The sequence below is a fragment of the Myxococcus sp. NMCA1 genome (assembly GCF_026810205.1).
Taxonomy (GTDB): Bacteria; Myxococcota; Myxococcia; order Myxococcales; family Myxococcaceae; genus Myxococcus; species Myxococcus xanthus_A.
Window position 1 is genome coordinate 8,284,327 of record NZ_CP113950.1, and the last position, 16,793, is coordinate 8,301,119.

A 16,793-nucleotide genomic window follows, 5' to 3' on the forward strand; every position below is an offset into this window, starting at 1 on the left:
TCGCCCTGCCTGTGCCCAACACCCCGGGCCAGCCAGGGCGTGCGCAACCGCACCACATTCCACCCGCAGATAATTTTAGACCAATGTTGCAAATCATACACTACTCGTGTATCCACTCACTCGCCCTGTGAGTCTCGCAGGGCGCGGGTCGCCCCACATCTCCGATCCCCCCTTCTCGTTCGGGGCGACTCGTACCCACCGCGGACAGTCGCCCTCACCCGTGCCAGCCCCTTCCAGTCCGGGGCGGCCCGCTCCTCTACCAACGCTTTCGTCTCAACGGTCCAGCCGCCGGCGGGCCCGGGCTCGCGCGGCGTCCAGCGCGGAGTCCACGCTGCCCTCGGCCGGCTTCGCAGGCGCCGGAGCCGCGTCGCCCTGATGGGTGGGCGGAGCTGACGTCGGGGTTGTCCGTGTTGCCGGAGTGGACGACGGCGCCGCGGGTGTCGCGGGGACGGACACAGAGCGCTCGCGGGTCCGCGGCGCACGCAGCCGCGGCGCGGAGAGGAAGCGGCGCACGGCCACCTCCGCCAGCAGCAGGGCCAGCGCCAGGGCCACCAGCCACGGCGCCAGCGCCACGCGCCCCAGCGACTCCGGGGCCTCCATGAAGAGGCCCGTCATGGACAAGCGCTCCACGCCGCCTCCCACGGCCGCGATGGCGCGCAGCAACTCCAGTCCCGCCTTCGCGGAGCCGGGCTCGAACTCCGGCGCGTAGGGCAGCGTGACGGGCGGCGCGCGGAGCACCTTCGCGCCCAGCCGGACCACCGGGTGCCACGTTCCACTGCCCTCCAGCGGGTACTCGGCGACGAGCCGGTCTTCATCCTCCCACCGCATCGGACGCTCCACTGGCGCGGCGCGTCCGTCGCCGGGCAGGAGCACCATCGTCGGTGCCGCGCCGGGCAGCGCCTCGCCCGGGGGCAGGTCCAGCGTCACGCGCAGCAGGTGCCCCCTCCGCTCGGTGCGCACCACCGCGTCCCCGACGGGCGCCGCGCCCGCCAGCGTCCAGCGCACCATCCCCTCCAGGGCCGCGCGCAGGGAGGACCACGTTCGCAGCTCGCCGGTGTACCGCCCATCCACCTCCGCGGTGAAGGCCACCGTGCGTCCCGCGCCTCGCGGCCACATCGCCAGGATGGGCGCGCCATTCGTGTCCAGGGTGCGCAGCGCCACGTTGGCGCGGGGCTTGAGGTAGGTGAGGTTGTAGCCGCCCACCTGGGGCAGCCCTTCCGCGGACAGCCGACCGAGCAGCGGTAGGTCCGGCGCGCCTTCCAGCGACGCGGGCTCATCCACGAAGGTGGCACGCGCCACCGTGAGCGTCTCCTGGCTGAAGATGCGCGGCAGGCTCATCGCATCCTCGGCGAAGTAGACGCGTCCACCGCCCCGGTGGGCCACTTCCCGGAGCAGGTCCGCGTCCGGGTCCGAGGGCACGCCCAGCCCGATGACGGACACCGTCACGTCCTGCTCGCGCAAGTGAGCCAGCGTGCGTTGGTAGTCATCGGGCTCCTCGGAGTCCGCGGCGTCGGAGAACAGGAGGATGTGGCGCGTGGGCTTCTCGCTGCGGAGGATTTCCGTGCGGCCGGTGCGGAGCGCCTCGCCCACGTAGATGCCGCCACCACCACTGAAGCCGCGCGCGACGGCATCCAGGGGCAACCCCGCCTCTACCGGGCTGAGCGGGAAGATTTCATGGGCCGCCGTGTCCACCATGTGCACGGAGACCTCGTCCTTGGGGTTGAGCAGCGTCAGGGCGGCCACGACGCCCTCGGCGGCCAGCTCCATCTTCGTCCGCCCATCCGGGACGGTCATCCCCATGGAGCAGGAGGCATCCATCAACACGCTGAGCGCCAGGGACGCGCGGCGCTGCTCCTCGCGCATCTCCAGGGACACCGGGAGCAGCGGCTCCACGGGCGAGCGCCGGAACCCACCCTCGCCGAAGCTGTTGCGTCCGCCGGTCATCACCAGCCCGCCTCCGGCCTGCTCGACGTAGGCCGCCAGCGCGTTGAGCCCCGGCTCGCCGAGCGCATTCGCGTCCACGTTCTCCAGCACCACGGTGCCCACGCCATCCAGGTCATCCAGCGTGAGGCGGAACGGCGTGCGCACATCGAGCTGCAACCCCGAAGCGGCGAGCGACTGCGCGAGCGTGCCCCGGGACTGATTCGTGAGCAGCAACACCCGGGGCGGGCCCTCCACGCGGAGCACGGCGACGCCCCGGTCGTTCTCCACGACGCCGTCGCCGGGAGCAGCCACGGAGAGCTGGTAGCGGACCAGACCGGGTTCCTCGACCAGGTCGCGCAGCGGCAGCACGTTGGGGCCAGGCTGGAAGTCGAAGGGCCCCTGGAGGAGCACGCGGCCATTGCGCTCCAGCCGGACGGTGCCGGTGACGGCGGCGGAGGCATGCACCACGGCGGAGAACTGGAAGGGCTCGCGCTCGGAGACGGCGGCGGGGACGTCCACGGAGACGACGGCCACATCGAGCGGCGGTTCGGGGCGGGCGATGTGGCGCCAGTCCACGGCGAGGCCCCGGGCCGCCAGTCGTCGCGCGGCGCCGCGTGCATCCACGCCCGTGGCGCGGCCATCGGACAGCACCAGCACGCGCCCGGTGCGCTCGTCGGGGATGAGGGCGCTCGCGGCATCCAACGCGGCGGACAGGTCGGAAGCCTCCACGTCCACGGGGCGCGTGAAGCCGCCAAAGCCTCCGAGGGTGGAGAGGGGTTGCTCGACGCGCGCGTCCCGGCCGAAGGTGATGACGCCCACGCGGTCCCCGGGACGGCGCTGCGATTCCAGCAGGGTGATGAGCTCCTGGGCCGTGCGGTCCATGTCGCGAGGCATGGACGCGGAGCGGTCCACCACCACGACGACGTCACTGCCCGCGTCGGCCAGCCGCAGTTCGGGGCCTGAGAGCGCGCCGACGACGAGCACCAGCAGCGCGGCGCGCAGCCACATGGGCGGGCCCGGCCGGCGGCCGTACTTCCAGAGGAAGAGCCCCAGCGGCAGCAGCAGCACCCACGCCTGCGGGAGGGAGAAGGTCATGCGCCCGTCACTCTCCTTCCGCGAGGATGCGGCCCTTCCCATCGATAGCGTAGACGACGCCACCGTCGAGAAGAACAAGACCTGGGCCGCACGCACTCAGGTTGGGAGAGAACGTCACATAGAACAGGTCGTCATTCGCCTGAACCACACGAGCGTCGATGTATCGCCAATCCGCGAGGCACTTCTCCTCCAGGTGCTCCTGCTTCTCCGCCGTAACCCAGGGTGGACGAAAATCATCCATGGCGACCTTGAGGGCCGCCATCATGGGACCGGTCAGCGCCACGCCACCCTCAATCTGGCTCGGAATCGTCACCGACTCATTCGCAGGAGCTCTCTCCGGCTTGTCGAATCGATAGATGCCCAGCGCGGAACATCCGCAGAGGCCCAGGAGTGGGCCCCAGGCCAACGCCCGTCGCAGGGAGGCTCCCCCATCGTGACAGCACCTCATGGCAGCCACCCCATCCCGTCGAGCATCTCGACGTTTCCTTCGTCATCGTAGACTCGGCCAATCGGTACCCACGCTCCGTCGCGGAGCGCGAAGACACCTTTTGACGGAAGCTCATACCGATACACCCGGCACTCGCCTGTCTTCTCCCGGTAGAGGAGCAGGATGGACTTGGGAAAGGCCCTACCCGTGCCTTTCTCCGCCACGCGCGTCGGCAGCCAGCGCAGATGCGTTTTGAGGTCGACTCGCGAGAACTCGCGATTGTGCGGATGCGTGTGCGGCGCCCAGAAGACCACCGCATCACCATGCGCCTCATCGTCGAGCGCCGACGGAATCAGGCAGCTCTTCCTTCCACTGTCCAAGCGTGACCTCAACTCGGACAAGTAGCTCAGGAAGTATCCCTTTCCCTCGCCTGAGTAGTACCCGAGAGCGCAGTACTCCGTACCGTACATCCCCGCGGATGCGCCGGGCTGACGGGTCATGATGGAACATGCGTTCTGCGCAAGCTCCTGCTCGGTCTCGAAAGGCCCTGCCAGGGGGCCCTTCACCGCGATGCCGCCAGAGGGCAACCGACGGGCCCTCACGTTCGGGTTTGGACTGGAGCATGCGGCAACCCAGGCACCACCGATGAGCAGCCATGATGCATTGAAGTGGGAGCGACTGAACGCCCGGATATTCACGGCACCTGCCGTCCTGTTGGCACAACGGCCCGTGCCTTGCGATTCCGACGCGCTCATGAAGCGCCCCCGGTCCTTGGTGCACTCGCTCCGGAAGCGCCCGGCGTCTCTCGCCGCGTGAGGTAGAAATCCGCCACCAGCGCGGCGAGCAGAAGAACCAGGGGCCATCGGGCCCGGCCCGGCGCGCTGCCTCCCGCGTCGTCTTCCCCTGCCTCACGTGCCGGCACCTCCGCGCGTCCGCGCTCACGCAGGTCCGACTCCCGGGCGTCCAGCGCCAACACCTGCGCCGTGTCCACCACGTCGCCGTCACGCTCCAGTGAATAGGTCCCAGGCCCGGTGGGAGGCGACAGCGTCACCTCGCCCGCGCCAAACACCGGCCGGCGGCCCCCCGGCCCCACGAGCGAGTAACGCGCCCCTGCGAGCGTCACCACCGGCAGCGGCTCGCCCAGCATCAGCTGCCGCCGAGGAAAACCCTCCCGCGTGCGGCGGGCCTCGCGCACCAGGTTGCTCAGCAACACCGGCCACGCGGACACACGCTGCACGTTCGAACGCGACAGGTCCACGTTGACGTGAACCCGGCCGTCCACCTCCTCGGACACCAGCACCGCGTCCCCGGCGCTCACCAGCGGCTTTCCAGGCGGATTGTCCCCCGCCGTCCACCGCACGCCCGAAAGCTGCACGTCATCCAGCAGCGGGTGCCCCTTCTCGGAGAAGAACGGCCCCACGAACGTGCGCGGCGCGCCGCCCGCCCCCACCGTCACCCGTGCATCCGTCCCCGGCGGCCCCAGCACCAACACCACGTCCGTCGCCGAGCCCTCCGCTCCGCGCGCCACCTCCGGCGATACCGCGAGGAACCGCTCCAGTGCGGTCTGCTCGGGAGCCCCCAGTCCCTGCGCCAACGCCACCGCGATGGGCCGCGTGGGCGCGGGCGGCAGCCGCACCTGGCCGTCCTCGGGCAACGCGTCGTCCGGAAGCGATACCTCCACATCGCCCGCTTCCTGGAACGTCAGCCGGACCGTCGCGGTGCCCTCCTCCGGAAGCTGCACGCGTTCCAACCGCTCCGTGCCGGCCTTCGCACCGGCCCCTGGCAACGCGCGGACCCGAACGTCCACCTCCTCCGGCGCCTCCCCGAAACGCGCCACCCTCAGCGTCACCGTGGCCGTGGGCCCGTCATCGCGCCGCTGCGCGGAGACCAGCGCCACGTTGCCTCGCGCGGTCCCCAGCGCCGTCCACCGCACGGACTCGGGCACCAGGGCAGCGTTCACCGGAGGAACGTCCGTGAAGAAGGCCACGCGCCGTCCCGCCCCCGCCAGCTCCTGCGCCCAGATGAGCGTGGGCAGCGGGTCATGGTCCGCGCCCTGCGCCTGGAAGGACTCCAGCGCGGCCAACGCCCGAGAAGACTCCGCCTCCGGGCCCGCGAGCATGCGCGGCGTGACGCCACTGGCCAGCAGCGTCACCTGCGTGGCCTCCTCCGACTCCACACGCGCCGCCGCCTCGCGCCGCACCTGCTCCAGCACCGTCACGCCGTCCGGCCCACGAGCTGACATGGACAGGCTCCCATCCACCACCAACACCAGGTGCCGGACCCGCGCCGCATCCCCCCACCGAACGTCCGCCAGGAAGAGCGCGGCCGCCACCACCGCCAGCACCTCCAGCAGCAGTGAGGCCTCCCGCGTGAAGCGCTCCCAGCGAGGCCCCGCCTCGGCACGGGGACTGGGCCTGCGCCAAAGGAAGAGCGCGCTCACCACCACCGGCTTCTGCCGGCGCCGCAGGAAGTACGCCGCCACCAGCGGGGCGAGCGCGCCCAGGGCCAACAACCCCCACGGGAAGCCGAAGCTCACGCGTCACCTCCCACTGCGCGCTCCATGCACGAGGCAACGTCGTCCACCCGGCGCCCCCTCACGACGCACCCGCCGCGAGGAACAAGGGCCGCAGCGGTCCCGCGACCAATGCACCCAGCCCATCCTGAGCCCGTGCGGTGAGCAGCGCTCCACGAGCACGCAAGGCCGCGCCCCTCAAGCCGCGCTGGTGCTCCGCGAAGCGGCGCGTGTATGCGGCCAGCACCTCGTCCGTCAGCAACTCCTCCAGCGCCGCGCCGCTCTCCGAATCCACCAGCCGGGCTCCATCTCCACCCGCGGGGTCCAGGTCCTCGGCATCCAGCACCTGCGCCAGGAAGAGACCGGACGCGCCCCGGGCCAGCCGCGCACAGAGCGCCGGCAGGCCCGCCTCGAAGAGGAAATCACTCACCACCACGCGCAGCCCACACGGCCGCAGCGGCGGAAGGCGCCCCAGCGACTCCGGCAGTCCGTCCCGCGCGTCGAAGTCCGCCACTTCCAAAGCCGCCCGGCACGCCTGTCCCTGAGCACGCTCCGGCCGGGAACCTGCCACCAGCAACGTGGGCGTCAGTCCCTGCCGCGCCGCCACCTCCACCGTCAGCAGCGCCACCTCCCGCGCGCACGCGGCCTTGCGCGGGGACAGCGCCATGGAGCGCGAACCATCCAGTACCACCTCCACGCGCGGCGACACCTCGTCCTGGCGGATGCGCAGCACGAGTTCTCCCGTGCGCGCCACCGCGTTCCAGTCCACCTGCCGCAGGTCATCTCCGGGCTGGTACGCACGGAAGTCATGCAGCTCCAGCGCGCTGCCCGCGGACGTGGCACGGACCTCCCCCACGAGCCCCCGGTGGGGCCCCCTGGGCAGCGCCAGGGCCAACCCCGGAACCAGCCGCGCGACAGCGGATGCGTCCATCCGCTCACTCACGACCTGTGGGCCCGCCGCTCACGCTCCACGAGCATCCGGTCCGTCCCGAAGGCCGCCACCAGCGCCAGGCCCACGACCGCGCCCAGCAAGTCCCAGGACATCTTCGGCCCGGACGCCCCGTAGTCGTACGTGGCGAAGTTCGCGATGCCCACCACGGGGTTGAGGAGGTTGAGGACGGGGTCATCCCCATCGAATCCCATCAACACCGCCACCAACGGAGGCAGCGCCGAGGCCAGCGCCACGGAAGCCACGAACATCAACCGCACCGCCACGGGTGTGGCCAGCCGGTCCGGGCGCACCTTCCGCCCCAGCCACACCGCCAGCGACAGGAAGAGCACGCCGTACGCCGGCAACGCCAGGGTGGCCATCCGCAGGGAGAGGCCCTTCAGCGGCAGGTCCGAGGACCCCACCTGCAAGCCCCAGAACAGCGCGCCCCAGGCACCCAGCAGAAACACCATCCAGCGGAAGCCCCGCAGCGCGCCGGGCCGCAGCACGGACCAGGGCCGGGTGGTCGCGCGCAGCGGGCGCGCCTGGCCATCCACGTCCGCGACCACGAACATGCCCACGCCCATCAGGTGGACGCCGCCCAGGAGCGCGAACATCTCCGGCACACTGTGCTTGCGCCCCGTCAGCCACCAGATGGCACAGCCGACGAGCATGCCCACCAGCACCTGCACCCCCACCGCGCGACGCGGCCCCCGCGTGTAGTCCTCCGTGGGCAGGGACAGCCGGGATGCGGCGGCCTCGAAGAGCAGCCAGCCGTCCATGAGCATCAGCATCAGCGTGATGCCCACCAGATAGAGGAGGTCCACATCATTCAGGAACCGGTCCCCCATCTCCGATATCGCGAAGGCAGCGCCCAGGCCCTGCACCAGCGCCAGGCCCAGTGCGCCCAGCAGGCCGAAGTGGACGAAGGCACGCCCCATGCGGCCGTCGGCCAGCGTCGCCGCGCACACGCTGGCCACCGTGAGGAATACGAGCCACGCGCCGCCCAGCGCCAACACCACCAGAATCGTGGGCAGCGCGATGCCATTGAGGAAGTAGCTGAAGAGGAGGAAGGGCCCCGCCGCGGAGGCATACAGGGCCGCCTGCACCAGGAACGACGCCACCTTGCCCCGGAGGATGCGGCGCGGCCCCAGACCGGTGAGCACCAGCAGCACCCACGTCTCGTCCTCGCGCTCACGCGCCAACGAGCGGTAGGCGCTGTACGGGATGACGAAGAAGTGCGCGACGCTCAGGCAGACGAAGAAGGCGAAGAAGTAGCCTTGGCCACGCCGCGAGTAGGCGCCCTCGCGCGTGTCCACATAGGCCACCAGCGCCACCGCCAGGCACGCCAGCAGCATCAACCCGAAGCACACCCAGAAGACGCGCGTGCGCAGTCCCTGGCGGAGTTCCTTCACCACCAGCGGGTTGAGCCGGTCCCCCCACCGCTGCGACCAGGGCTCCGCGCCCGCGACCTGGCCACCACCCGAAGCCATCGGCTCCGGGGCCGGAGGGCTCATCGCCGTATCCACGGGCGCGCTCACGCCACCCTCCCCTTCGTCACCGTCATGAAGGCATCCTCGAGGTTCCGCTCCCGCGCGCTGAAGGCGCACACGGGAAGCCCCGCGGCCACCAGCGCCGCCAGCAGTACCGCCGCAGCAGCGTCCACCTGCGCGGGACCCGCGCCCGCATCCAGCTCCAGGCGCACGCGCAGCGCCTCGCCCTCCCGCGCCACGCGCTTCACGCGCGGCTGCTCCAGGAGCAACCGCTCCGCGCGCTCCCAGACGGCGTTGCCCGCGTCGCCCACGGCCAATCGCACCGTCAGCTCGGGCATCACCGCCGCGCCCACCTCCTGCTGCTGAAGCAGGTCCGCCACCTTCCCGGTGGCCAGTAGACGCCCCTGCTCGATGATGGCGCAGGTGTCGCAGATCTCCGCCAACTCCGTGAGGATGTGACTGGAGATGATGACCGCCTTGCCCTGGTCCGCCAGGGCGCGCAACAGCTCGCGCAGCTCGATGCGGGCGCGCGGGTCCAACCCGTCCGCGGGCTCGTCCAGCAGCAGCAGCGACGGGTCGTGCAGCAGCGTGCGCCCCAGCGCCACGCGCTGCCGCATGCCCTTGGACAACGCGGTGGTGAGCCGGTCCGCCAGGGGCGTGAGTCCGGTGAACCCCATCACCGACTCCACCCGCTGCCGGCGCGCCGCGCCCTTCAGTCCATAGGCGCGCGCGAAGAAGTCCAGGAACTCGAAGACGGTGACGTCGTCATAGGTGCCGTACCGGTCCGGCATGTAGCCGATGAGCGGACGCGCCCGGTCCGGCGCATCCACCAGCGAGTGTCCGTCCAGCAGCACCTCGCCCGACGTGGGCACATCCAGCGTGGCCAGGATGCGCAGCGTGGTGCTCTTGCCCGCGCCGTTGGGCCCGATGAAGCCCAGGATACTGCCGGCCTCCAGGGAGAACGACACGTCATCCACCGCGCGCAGCGGCCCGTAGTCGCGCCGCAGTCCCTTCACCTCCAGCAGGCTCATGGCCGCCCCCCTTCCGACTGGCCTCGCACCAGGTGGATGCCGGCCTCCAACTGCACGTCAACGGCGGACGAGGGCGCCGGCCCCAAGCCTCCCAGGCGCGCGATGAAGCCACCCTCCGGAAGCGGAGCGCGGAAGTTCTCCTCGCCCCCTGACAGACGTCCCTCGGCGAACGACTGCCCGCCCACGCCGGACACCAACTGGCTCACCGGCGTCGCGCTGGCGGGCAGCGGCTCGCCCAGCGTCCCTTCCGCGCCATCCTCCAGCGCGGGCAACGCGTAGCTTTGGTTCCCCACCCGGACGTAGCCCTGCTCCAGCCGCGCCCCCAGCGCGTTCTGGACGCGGACGGTGCCGCCCTCCCGCCGGACGACGAGCCGCGCGCGAGAAGGCAGCACGGCCACCTCGCCCCACTCACGGTAGGTCCGTGGCGGCAGGAAGCCATGCGTCACCGTCAGGCCATTCGTCCAGTCCAGGTCCGCCAGCATCTCGTCGGTGTTGTCCGGTGCCAGCAGCGCGCTCGTCGCCGGGAAGCGCACCGGCCCCGAAGACACGTTGGCGTACCAGGCGGAGACGCCGAGCGTCACCACGCGCGAGCGCTCCGCGTCCAGCCACGTGAGGCTGTAGCGCGCGGAGTGCACGGCGAAACCATCCACGAGCACCGACCAGGTCACGAGCGCCACACAGGTGAGGACCGACACCAGGGGCACCGCCACGAGCACCGCCACCGGCCCTCGGCGCCGCGCCAGCATCAGCCCGCCCGGCCCCACCGCCAGCACGAAGGCGAAGATGAGCAGCAGGAACCGCCCCACGGGCGTGTTGGCATGGTCCAGCAGCGGCGTGATGCCCCCGGCGAGCAGGTTGCTTCGCTCCCACCGAGGCGCGGCCCCCGCGGGATTCACGGCCCCTGGGATGACCTCCCCCAGCATCGCGTTCAAGACCTGTCCGCATTCGAGCGCGGCGCCACACAGCCGCACCCGCCCAAAGCCATACGGCACGGCATCCCTGGAGCCTTCCGCGGTGAACAGCGGCAGATGCTCCGTCAGGCTGCTCGACACCTGCGGCAGGACGAGCCGTCCGCCCGAGAGGACGTAGGACTCCAGCACGGCCCAGACATCCGCGGGCACGGAAGCCAGGTCTCCCGGCACCATCACCACGGAGTAGCCCACGTAGGAGGACAGCTCCCTGGGCGCATCGCGCGGGTCAACGGTGCGAACGGAGAACAGCGGGCTGCCGGTCGCCTCCACCCGAGGCACCCCCGACGTGTCGTCGAAGGCCTTGAGCGTCCCCAGCACCAACACCGTCCCTCCCGTGGAACGCTCCACATAGATGGGGGTGTGGGCGGGGAGTGTCAGCGGAGACAGGCCGGGCGACTCCACCAGGATGCTCCCCGCCTGAGCTGGCGCTGGCACCGGCAGCCAGGTGACGAGCCGCCGCTGCGGCGGCACCTCCACGGTGCGCTCGGAGGTTCGCGGCCCCGAGTTCGAATGTCCCTGGAAGGTCAGACGGACCTGGAGGGGCACGAGCCCCGTGTTGTGGAGCACGACATCGATCGGGGTGTAGCCGCGCTCCGGCTTCAGCGCGCTGGTCCGGATGGAGACGCTCAGGGGGCCGTGGTTCCGCGTATCAATGGTTCCGGAAGCATCGCGATACCCGTAGCCCGTGGGCGCAGCCTCTCCCACGAACGATGTGGCGAAGGCCCGTGAGCCTCCCAGGACGCAGAGCAGGACACTCGCGGTCAGTACCGCGCTACGCACGCGGCACCTCGGGGATGGCCTGGAGCAGCGCGCGCACCACGTCCGCCGCGCTGACCTTCTCCAGCGAGGCCTCGTAGGCGAGCACCAACCGGTGATTGAGGGCGGAAGGCGCGGCGGCCACCACGTCATCGAAGCCCACGTTGGGCCTGCCTCGCAGCAGCGCCAGCGCGCGCCCGGCGGCAGCGAGCGCGAGCGCCGCGCGAGGACTGGCGCCATAACGGACGAAGCGGCGCACGGCGTCGGGCGCCGACGGTTGGCGTGGGTCTGAGGCCTCCACCAACCGGCCGATGAAGTCCGCCACGGGGCCCGGCAGGTGCACGCGGTCCGCGGCGGCGAAGAGGCGGCCCAGGCCCTCCGCGTCCAGCACCGGCGACAGCTCCGGCGGCGCGCCACGCACGCGCGTGGTGAGCAGCGCGCGCAGCGTCTTCGCGCCCACGGGGGGCACCTGGATGCGGAAGAGGAACCGGTCGAGCTGCGCCTCGGGCAACGGATAGGTGCCCTCCAGCTCGATGGGGTTCTGCGTGGCGAGCACGAAGAAGGGGTCCGGCAACGGACGCGTCTGCCCCAGCACGGTGACGCTGCGCTCCTGCATGGCCTCCAGCAGCGCGGACTGCGTCTTCGGGCTGGAGCGGTTGATTTCGTCCGCCAGCACCAGGCTGGCGAAGAGCGGGCCTTCGCGGAAGACGAAGTCGCGGCGGCCGTCACCTTCCAGCACGTAGGTGCCGGTGATGTCGCCGGGCAGCAGGTCGGGAGTGAACTGGATGCGGCGGAAGGGCAGCGACAGCAGCCGCGCCAGCGCCTTGCACAGCTCCGTCTTGCCCAAGCCAGGCAGGCCCTCCAGCAGGACGTGCCCGCGCGCGAGCACCGCCACCACCACCTGCTCGACGACGGATTCCTGGTCCAGCATGACGGTGTTCAGCCCGTCCTTGAGCCGGGCCGCCACCTCCGCCGCTCCCTGTGCCTCGGCGGGACTGAGAAGCTCCGCTGCCACGTCATTGCCCCCTTCCAGACGACTCGCCACCAAAGTACCGCCTCACCATGTCCCGGTTGCGGGGAAGCAGCGGCGCCGCACCGGGCCCCGCCGTCGCATCGCCCCGCGCCTGGGTGCCCTGCGCTCCGCCCGGCCCCGCCGGCCCCGCGCGACGCCTCGGGTCCGCGGCCCGGAGGCCCCAGAGCTCCTCGCCCTCGTCGCCCCCATGTCCGGGAGGCAACGGCTCGAAGGCGAGCCGCTCCGGGTCCATCTCCGCCTCGTCACCAAAGACGAGCGGTTGGCTTCCGCCGCCGCGTGACACGCCCGCGCCGTTCCGCACGCCCCGGCTCGCATGCCCCTGCTGGCCGGAGTTGGATTGCCCTTCGCCCTCGCCGCCGCGCCCCGACTGCCCCTGCCCTTGCCCTTGCCCTTGCCCCGAGTTCTGGCCGCGAGAACCCTGGCGACGGGCCTGCGAATCGGAACCGTTGCGGCTGTTCGAATCGAAGCGGTTCTCCAGCGACTGACGCCTGCGCTCCAGCGCCTCGCGCAGGCTGGCAATCTGGTCCGGTGAACCGGAGGCCCGCGCGCGGGCAGCGGCCTGCGCCTCACCGGAGCGCTCACTCCGCGAACCTTCCGTGCCCTGCTGTCCCTCGGCGCCCTGCGCTCCTTGTCCGGACGCGCGCGTGGCATCCGCCTGTGCCCCTTCGCCGTTCTCGGATTCACGCGGCGCCCCGCCCTCCTCCGTTCCCTCCGCGACGTCGGACGAGCCGCCCTCTTCGCCGCCTTCCAGCGCCATCAGCGCCTGCTCCAATGCCTCGCGCTCACGCGTGGCGGCCTCGGCGCCTCCCGCGGCGCCCAGCGCATCCTCCAACGCCCGCGCGGCCTCCGCGGCCTGGGCCAGCTGCGCGGCGGCCTCCGCGGCCTGCTCGGCCAACCGCTTCTCCAGCGCGTCGGCGGCCTCCCAGTCTCCGGCGTCGAAGCGGCCCTCGGCGACTTCCTCGGCCAGGCGCCGCAGCTCGTCCTCGACGGCCGCCTCCAGCACCTCTTCCTTGGCGAGCGCCTCCGCCTGCGCCTGGACCGCGGCCACCTTCGCCGCGGCGGCGGCATTCACGGCGCGGCCTCGTGGCGCGGACAGGGGCAACAGGAAGCCCGCCACCGCGAACAGCACCGCGCCCGCGAGCGCCGCGGCCGGGCGCCGCCACTTCACGTCGGGAGGCTTCACCCCACCCGCGAACTGATTGACGGCCAGCTCCCACTCCCCCACCGGGCGCTCCAGCCGGGTGAGGAGCAGCCCGCCCGCGTTCGCCGACCGGTCCGCGAGCACCGCCGCCTGCTCCAACGACACCCGCCGGGAACGCGCACGCCAGAACCACGCGCCCAGCCCCAACGCCAGAAGCGGAGGCAGGGCCCACACGAAGGCGCCGCGCAGAAGGAACCGGGCCAGCACGCAGGCCGTGGCGGTGGCCCACATCGGGACGATACCGGCCTCCGCCCATGCCACCGCGTTGAGGCGCCGCTGCACGCGCCGGATGGGCGCGAGCACCAGGGCCTGGAAGCGGCGTTCTTCACTGGCAGCCATGAAGCGGCGAGTGTCGACTACTCGGCCCACTCCCCACAAGCGACGCGACGCCCAGCCGTCGCGGTCCGGGTGTGAGCGGTCGCATCCCGCCGTGCATTGACGCCCCCTTCCGCCGCCTGGCACGGACCGCCCGAGCCTCGCGGACACCGACGCAGCATCCCCGCGGAGGAAGTGCCCATGGCCGCGCCTGCACGCGAGACTGCCCCAGGTGCCGCCCCGCGCGGCAAAGACGGCCCACGCACTGCCCCCCAGTGCCATCAAGCCCACCGGACTGCTGCTACAACCCCTCTTCCGGATGCTCCTCGCCCGCCCTCCAGAACTGGCGCCCCAGGCGCCGTGGCCGGACATGCCACTGGTGGTGTGGCCCACCGCGCTGGCGATGTGGGGCCCCGGCGACGCAACGACAAAGCACGCCCACCACGCCATGCACCTGGTGCTGTGCCGGCAAGGCGCCCTGTGCGTCCGCGCGCAAGGCATGAAGACCACCGAGCAGGCAGCCGGAGTGCTCGTGGGCCCGGACATTCTCCACGCGCTCGACGCACGAGACAGCGAGGTCATCCTCCTCTTCGTCGAACCCGAGAGCGACGACGGCGCGCGACTCCAGGCCGCGCTCGACGGTCCGATACGCCTGTTCGACACGACGCAGCGCGATGCCCTCCTCGGCGGGCTGCCCACGGCGGGAGCGCTGGCGCACGAAGCGGTCGGCGGATGGATGGAGTCCACGCTGGCCGCCCTCTCCTGGACGCCCGAAGCCCCCCGCCACCTCCACCCGCGCGTGCGCAAGCTGCTGCGCCACCTGCGCGCGGAGGCCGCGCCGGAAGACACCTCGCTCGAAGCCCTGGCCCAGGTCGCGGGCCTCTCGCCCGGAAGGTTGATGCACACGTTCACCGAATCCGTCGGTGTGCCGCTGCGGCCCTACCTCCTGTGGCTCCGGCTCCAGCGGGCCGCGGGCGCCATCGCCGCGGGCCGCACCTTGGGTGAAGCCGCCCACGCGGCCGGCTTCTCGGATGCGGCGCATCTGACGCGCACCTTCCGGCGGATGTTCGGTACCACGCCGTCATCACTTCAGCGCCGTGGACCGCGCGTCCAGGCGCAGGGCCGCGACGCCGCGGCCCGCTGAGTACCCCGCACCTGTGGCGGCAGGCGCTACGGCTTCCGCGACGCTGTAGCGCGGCCCGTCACTCGTCCCGCCAGGCCCGCATGCTGGATGGCGTCGCGGCCCGGAACAAGGTCTGGTGGCCCATCGTCAGGGCCGTGGTCCGGGCCACCGTCAAGGTCATCGTCAAGGTGATGGAAGCCGTCAACCAGCGCGACAAGCGGTAGCGGCAAGGCCGGGGGCGGCAGCACGACGCGCGCCGCCCCCGCCTCTCGGATCGCAGCCAGTTCGTTCAAGCGAACGCCAGCACCGGGACCCCATCCTGAAGTCAACGGCACGGCAGGCCACACCCGCCCGTGCCTCTCTTCAGGAGCACACCCCATGTCCTTCGCCATTCTCCTGCTGTCCTTCTTCCTGCTGCTGCACCTGCCGCCGCTGCGGCGCATCCCCGCGCTGTCCACCCCCACGGCGCGCGCCGCGGTCGCCGCGGGGCTCTTCTTCGTGGGCGCGGGCGTCATGCACTTCGTCATGCCCGCGCGCTACGCGGCCATGATTCCGCCGCGACTGCCGTCACCCGCCTTCTGGGTCTACCTCTCCGGAGCCGCGGAGGTCGCGGGCGGGCTGGGGCTGCTGCTGCCACGCACCCGTCGACTCGCGGCGCTGGGGCTCATCGCGCTGCTGCTGGCCATCCTCCCCGCCAACATCCACGAGGCCCAGGCCAACACCACCGCCCATGTGCTGCCCTTCCCGGACTGGTACTTCTGGCTGCGCATCCCCTTCCAGCTCGTCTACGTCGCCTGGGTGGCATGGGCTGGCGGCTGGTGGCCCGTCAGCGGCCGTGCACGCCTGGCCGCCCACGGTTAGGCTCGCGCGCACCATGCACTTCCGCAAGCTCGGCCGCAGCGGCCTCGTCGTCAGTGAGATTTCCTACGGCAACTGGATCACCCACGGCTCCCAGGTGGAGGAGGAGGCCGCGTTCGCCTGCGTGCGCGCGGCGCTGGACGTGGGCATCACCACCTTCGACACCGCGGACGTGTACGCGGCGACCCGCGCCGAGGAGGTGCTCGGCCGTGCCCTGAAGGGTCAGCGCCGCGCCGGCTACGAGCTCTTCACCAAGGTGTACTGGCCCACCGGCCCTGGAAAGAATGACCGCGGCCTGTCGCGCAAGCACATCATGGAGAGCATCGACGGCTCACTGCGCCGGCTGCAGACGGACTACGTGGACCTGTACCAGGCCCACCGCTTCGACGTGGAGACGCCGCTGGAGGAGACGATGCTCGCGTTCGCCGACATCGTCCGCCAGGGCAAGGCGCTGTACATCGGCGTCTCCGAATGGACGGCCGACCAGATTCGCCAGGGCGCCGCGCTGGCCCGCGAGCTGCGCGTGCCCTTCATCTCCAACCAGCCGCAGTACTCCATGCTCTACCGCGTCATCGAGCCCCAGGTCATCCCGGCCTCCGACGAAGCAGGCCTGGGGCAGATTGTCTGGTCCCCCATCGCCCAGGGCGTCCTCACCGGCAAGTACCTGCCCGGCCAGGCGCCCCCCGTGGGTAGCCGCGCCACGGAGGCCAACGCTGTGCGCTACGGCATCACCCGCTTCATGACGGATGACGTGCTCACCCGCGTGCAGCAGCTCGTCCCGCTGGCGAAGGATGCCGGCCTCTCCATGGCCCAGCTCGCCGTGGCCTGGGTGCTCCAGAATCCCAGCGTCTCCTCCGCCATCGTCGGCGCCTCCCGGCCGGAGCAGGTGCATGACAACGTGAAGGCCGCGGGCGTGAAGCTGGAGCCGGAGCTGCTGCGCCGGATTGACGCGGTGCTGGGCCCCGCCATCGAGCGAAATCCAGCCCTGACCGACGTCCCCGCCCAGCGCCCCTGAGCCCGTCCCACCCGGGCGGGCGCCTGAGCGTCCGCTTCCGGGAGGGCGGCACCCAACCCGAGCCGTTCCATTTGACTTTCCGCGCCAAGGGAACAAGACATGGGCCCGCAAG

The 16,793-nt window shown here is 71.6% G+C and carries 14 protein-coding genes; 4 read left to right on the top strand and 10 right to left on the bottom strand.

Annotated elements, in window-relative coordinates:
- Positions 1-273: 273 nt before the first annotated feature.
- From OZ403_RS34190 to OZ403_RS34235, 10 genes are all read right to left on the bottom strand, one after another.
- The gene (locus OZ403_RS34190) at positions 274-3,018 is read right to left on the bottom strand and encodes a VWA domain-containing protein (RefSeq protein WP_268782725.1); all 2,745 of its coding nucleotides are present in this window, start codon (positions 3,016-3,018) and stop codon (positions 274-276) included.
- Between the two features lie 7 nt (positions 3,019-3,025).
- Positions 3,026-3,331 carry a hypothetical protein gene (locus OZ403_RS34195; RefSeq protein WP_225909555.1) on the bottom strand — a complete coding sequence of 102 codons (306 nt, stop codon included), beginning with the start codon at positions 3,329-3,331 and terminating at the stop codon, positions 3,026-3,028.
- A gap of 131 nt (positions 3,332-3,462) precedes the next feature.
- On the bottom strand, positions 3,463-4,143 hold the full coding sequence (locus OZ403_RS34200) for a hypothetical protein (protein WP_268782726.1): 681 nt from the start codon (positions 4,141-4,143) through the stop codon (positions 3,463-3,465).
- 53 nt (positions 4,144-4,196) lie between these two features.
- Positions 4,197-5,981 (bottom strand): BatA domain-containing protein, encoded by a 1,785-nt coding sequence (locus tag OZ403_RS34205; protein WP_268782727.1) that lies wholly within the window; start codon positions 5,979-5,981, stop codon positions 4,197-4,199.
- A gap of 58 nt (positions 5,982-6,039) precedes the next feature.
- On the bottom strand, positions 6,040-6,888 hold the full coding sequence (locus OZ403_RS34210; RefSeq protein ID WP_268782728.1) for a DUF58 domain-containing protein: 849 nt from the start codon (positions 6,886-6,888) through the stop codon (positions 6,040-6,042).
- An 8-nt stretch (positions 6,889-6,896) separates the two neighbouring features.
- Positions 6,897-8,426 carry an ABC transporter permease gene (locus tag OZ403_RS34215; protein WP_268782729.1) on the bottom strand — a complete coding sequence of 510 codons (1,530 nt, stop codon included), beginning with the start codon at positions 8,424-8,426 and terminating at the stop codon, positions 6,897-6,899.
- Complete coding sequence (locus tag OZ403_RS34220; protein WP_140877434.1) at positions 8,423-9,409, bottom strand: ABC transporter ATP-binding protein; 987 nt, start codon at positions 9,407-9,409, stop codon at positions 8,423-8,425. The genes OZ403_RS34215 and OZ403_RS34220 overlap by 4 nt, the downstream gene beginning before the upstream one ends.
- Positions 9,406-11,160, bottom strand: a complete 1,755-nt coding sequence (locus OZ403_RS34225; protein WP_268782730.1) for a hypothetical protein — start codon at positions 11,158-11,160, stop codon at positions 9,406-9,408. Before OZ403_RS34225 ends, OZ403_RS34220 begins: the two co-directional genes overlap by 4 nt.
- A complete protein-coding gene (locus OZ403_RS34230) occupies positions 11,153-12,151 on the bottom strand; it encodes an AAA family ATPase (RefSeq protein WP_174260607.1) in 999 nt (332 codons plus the stop codon). The genes OZ403_RS34225 and OZ403_RS34230 overlap by 8 nt, the downstream gene beginning before the upstream one ends.
- Position 12,152: 1 nt before the next feature.
- Positions 12,153-13,709 carry a hypothetical protein gene (locus OZ403_RS34235; RefSeq protein WP_268782731.1) on the bottom strand — a complete coding sequence of 519 codons (1,557 nt, stop codon included), beginning with the start codon at positions 13,707-13,709 and terminating at the stop codon, positions 12,153-12,155.
- A 208-nt stretch (positions 13,710-13,917) separates the two neighbouring features.
- On the opposite strand from OZ403_RS34235, the gene OZ403_RS34240 reads away from it, so the two are divergent.
- The 4 genes from OZ403_RS34240 to OZ403_RS34255 all read left to right on the top strand — a co-directional run bounded on the left by OZ403_RS34240 (position 13,918) and on the right by OZ403_RS34255 (position 16,681).
- Positions 13,918-14,829, top strand: coding sequence for a helix-turn-helix domain-containing protein (locus OZ403_RS34240; protein ID WP_268782732.1), 912 nt, complete (start codon positions 13,918-13,920; stop codon positions 14,827-14,829).
- Between the two features lie 80 nt (positions 14,830-14,909).
- Positions 14,910-15,032, top strand: coding sequence for a hypothetical protein (locus tag OZ403_RS34245; RefSeq protein ID WP_257792127.1), 123 nt, complete (start codon positions 14,910-14,912; stop codon positions 15,030-15,032).
- A gap of 154 nt (positions 15,033-15,186) precedes the next feature.
- Positions 15,187-15,669, top strand: a complete 483-nt coding sequence (locus OZ403_RS34250; RefSeq protein WP_140877443.1) for a DoxX family protein — start codon at positions 15,187-15,189, stop codon at positions 15,667-15,669.
- 13 nt (positions 15,670-15,682) lie between these two features.
- Positions 15,683-16,681, top strand: coding sequence for an aldo/keto reductase family protein (locus tag OZ403_RS34255; protein WP_140857289.1), 999 nt, complete (start codon positions 15,683-15,685; stop codon positions 16,679-16,681).
- The last annotated feature ends 112 nt before the right edge of the window (positions 16,682-16,793 follow it).

What these genes read in the sequence shown, in the direction of transcription:
- OZ403_RS34190 (WP_268782725.1), bottom strand. Translation starts at nt 3,018, where the DNA reads ATGACCTTCTCCCTCCCGCAGGCGTGGGTGCTGCTGCTGCCGCTGGGG.
- OZ403_RS34255 (WP_140857289.1), top strand. Translation starts at nt 15,683, where the DNA reads ATGCACTTCCGCAAGCTCGGCCGCAGCGGCCTCGTCGTCAGTGAGATT.
- OZ403_RS34235 (WP_268782731.1), bottom strand. Translation starts at nt 13,709, where the DNA reads ATGGCTGCCAGTGAAGAACGCCGCTTCCAGGCCCTGGTGCTCGCGCCC.
- OZ403_RS34210 (WP_268782728.1), bottom strand. Translation starts at nt 6,888, where the DNA reads ATGGACGCATCCGCTGTCGCGCGGCTGGTTCCGGGGTTGGCCCTGGCG.
- OZ403_RS34220 (WP_140877434.1), bottom strand. Translation starts at nt 9,409, where the DNA reads ATGAGCCTGCTGGAGGTGAAGGGACTGCGGCGCGACTACGGGCCGCTG.
- OZ403_RS34245 (WP_257792127.1), top strand. Translation starts at nt 14,910, where the DNA reads ATGCTGGATGGCGTCGCGGCCCGGAACAAGGTCTGGTGGCCCATCGTC.
- OZ403_RS34250 (WP_140877443.1), top strand. Translation starts at nt 15,187, where the DNA reads ATGTCCTTCGCCATTCTCCTGCTGTCCTTCTTCCTGCTGCTGCACCTG.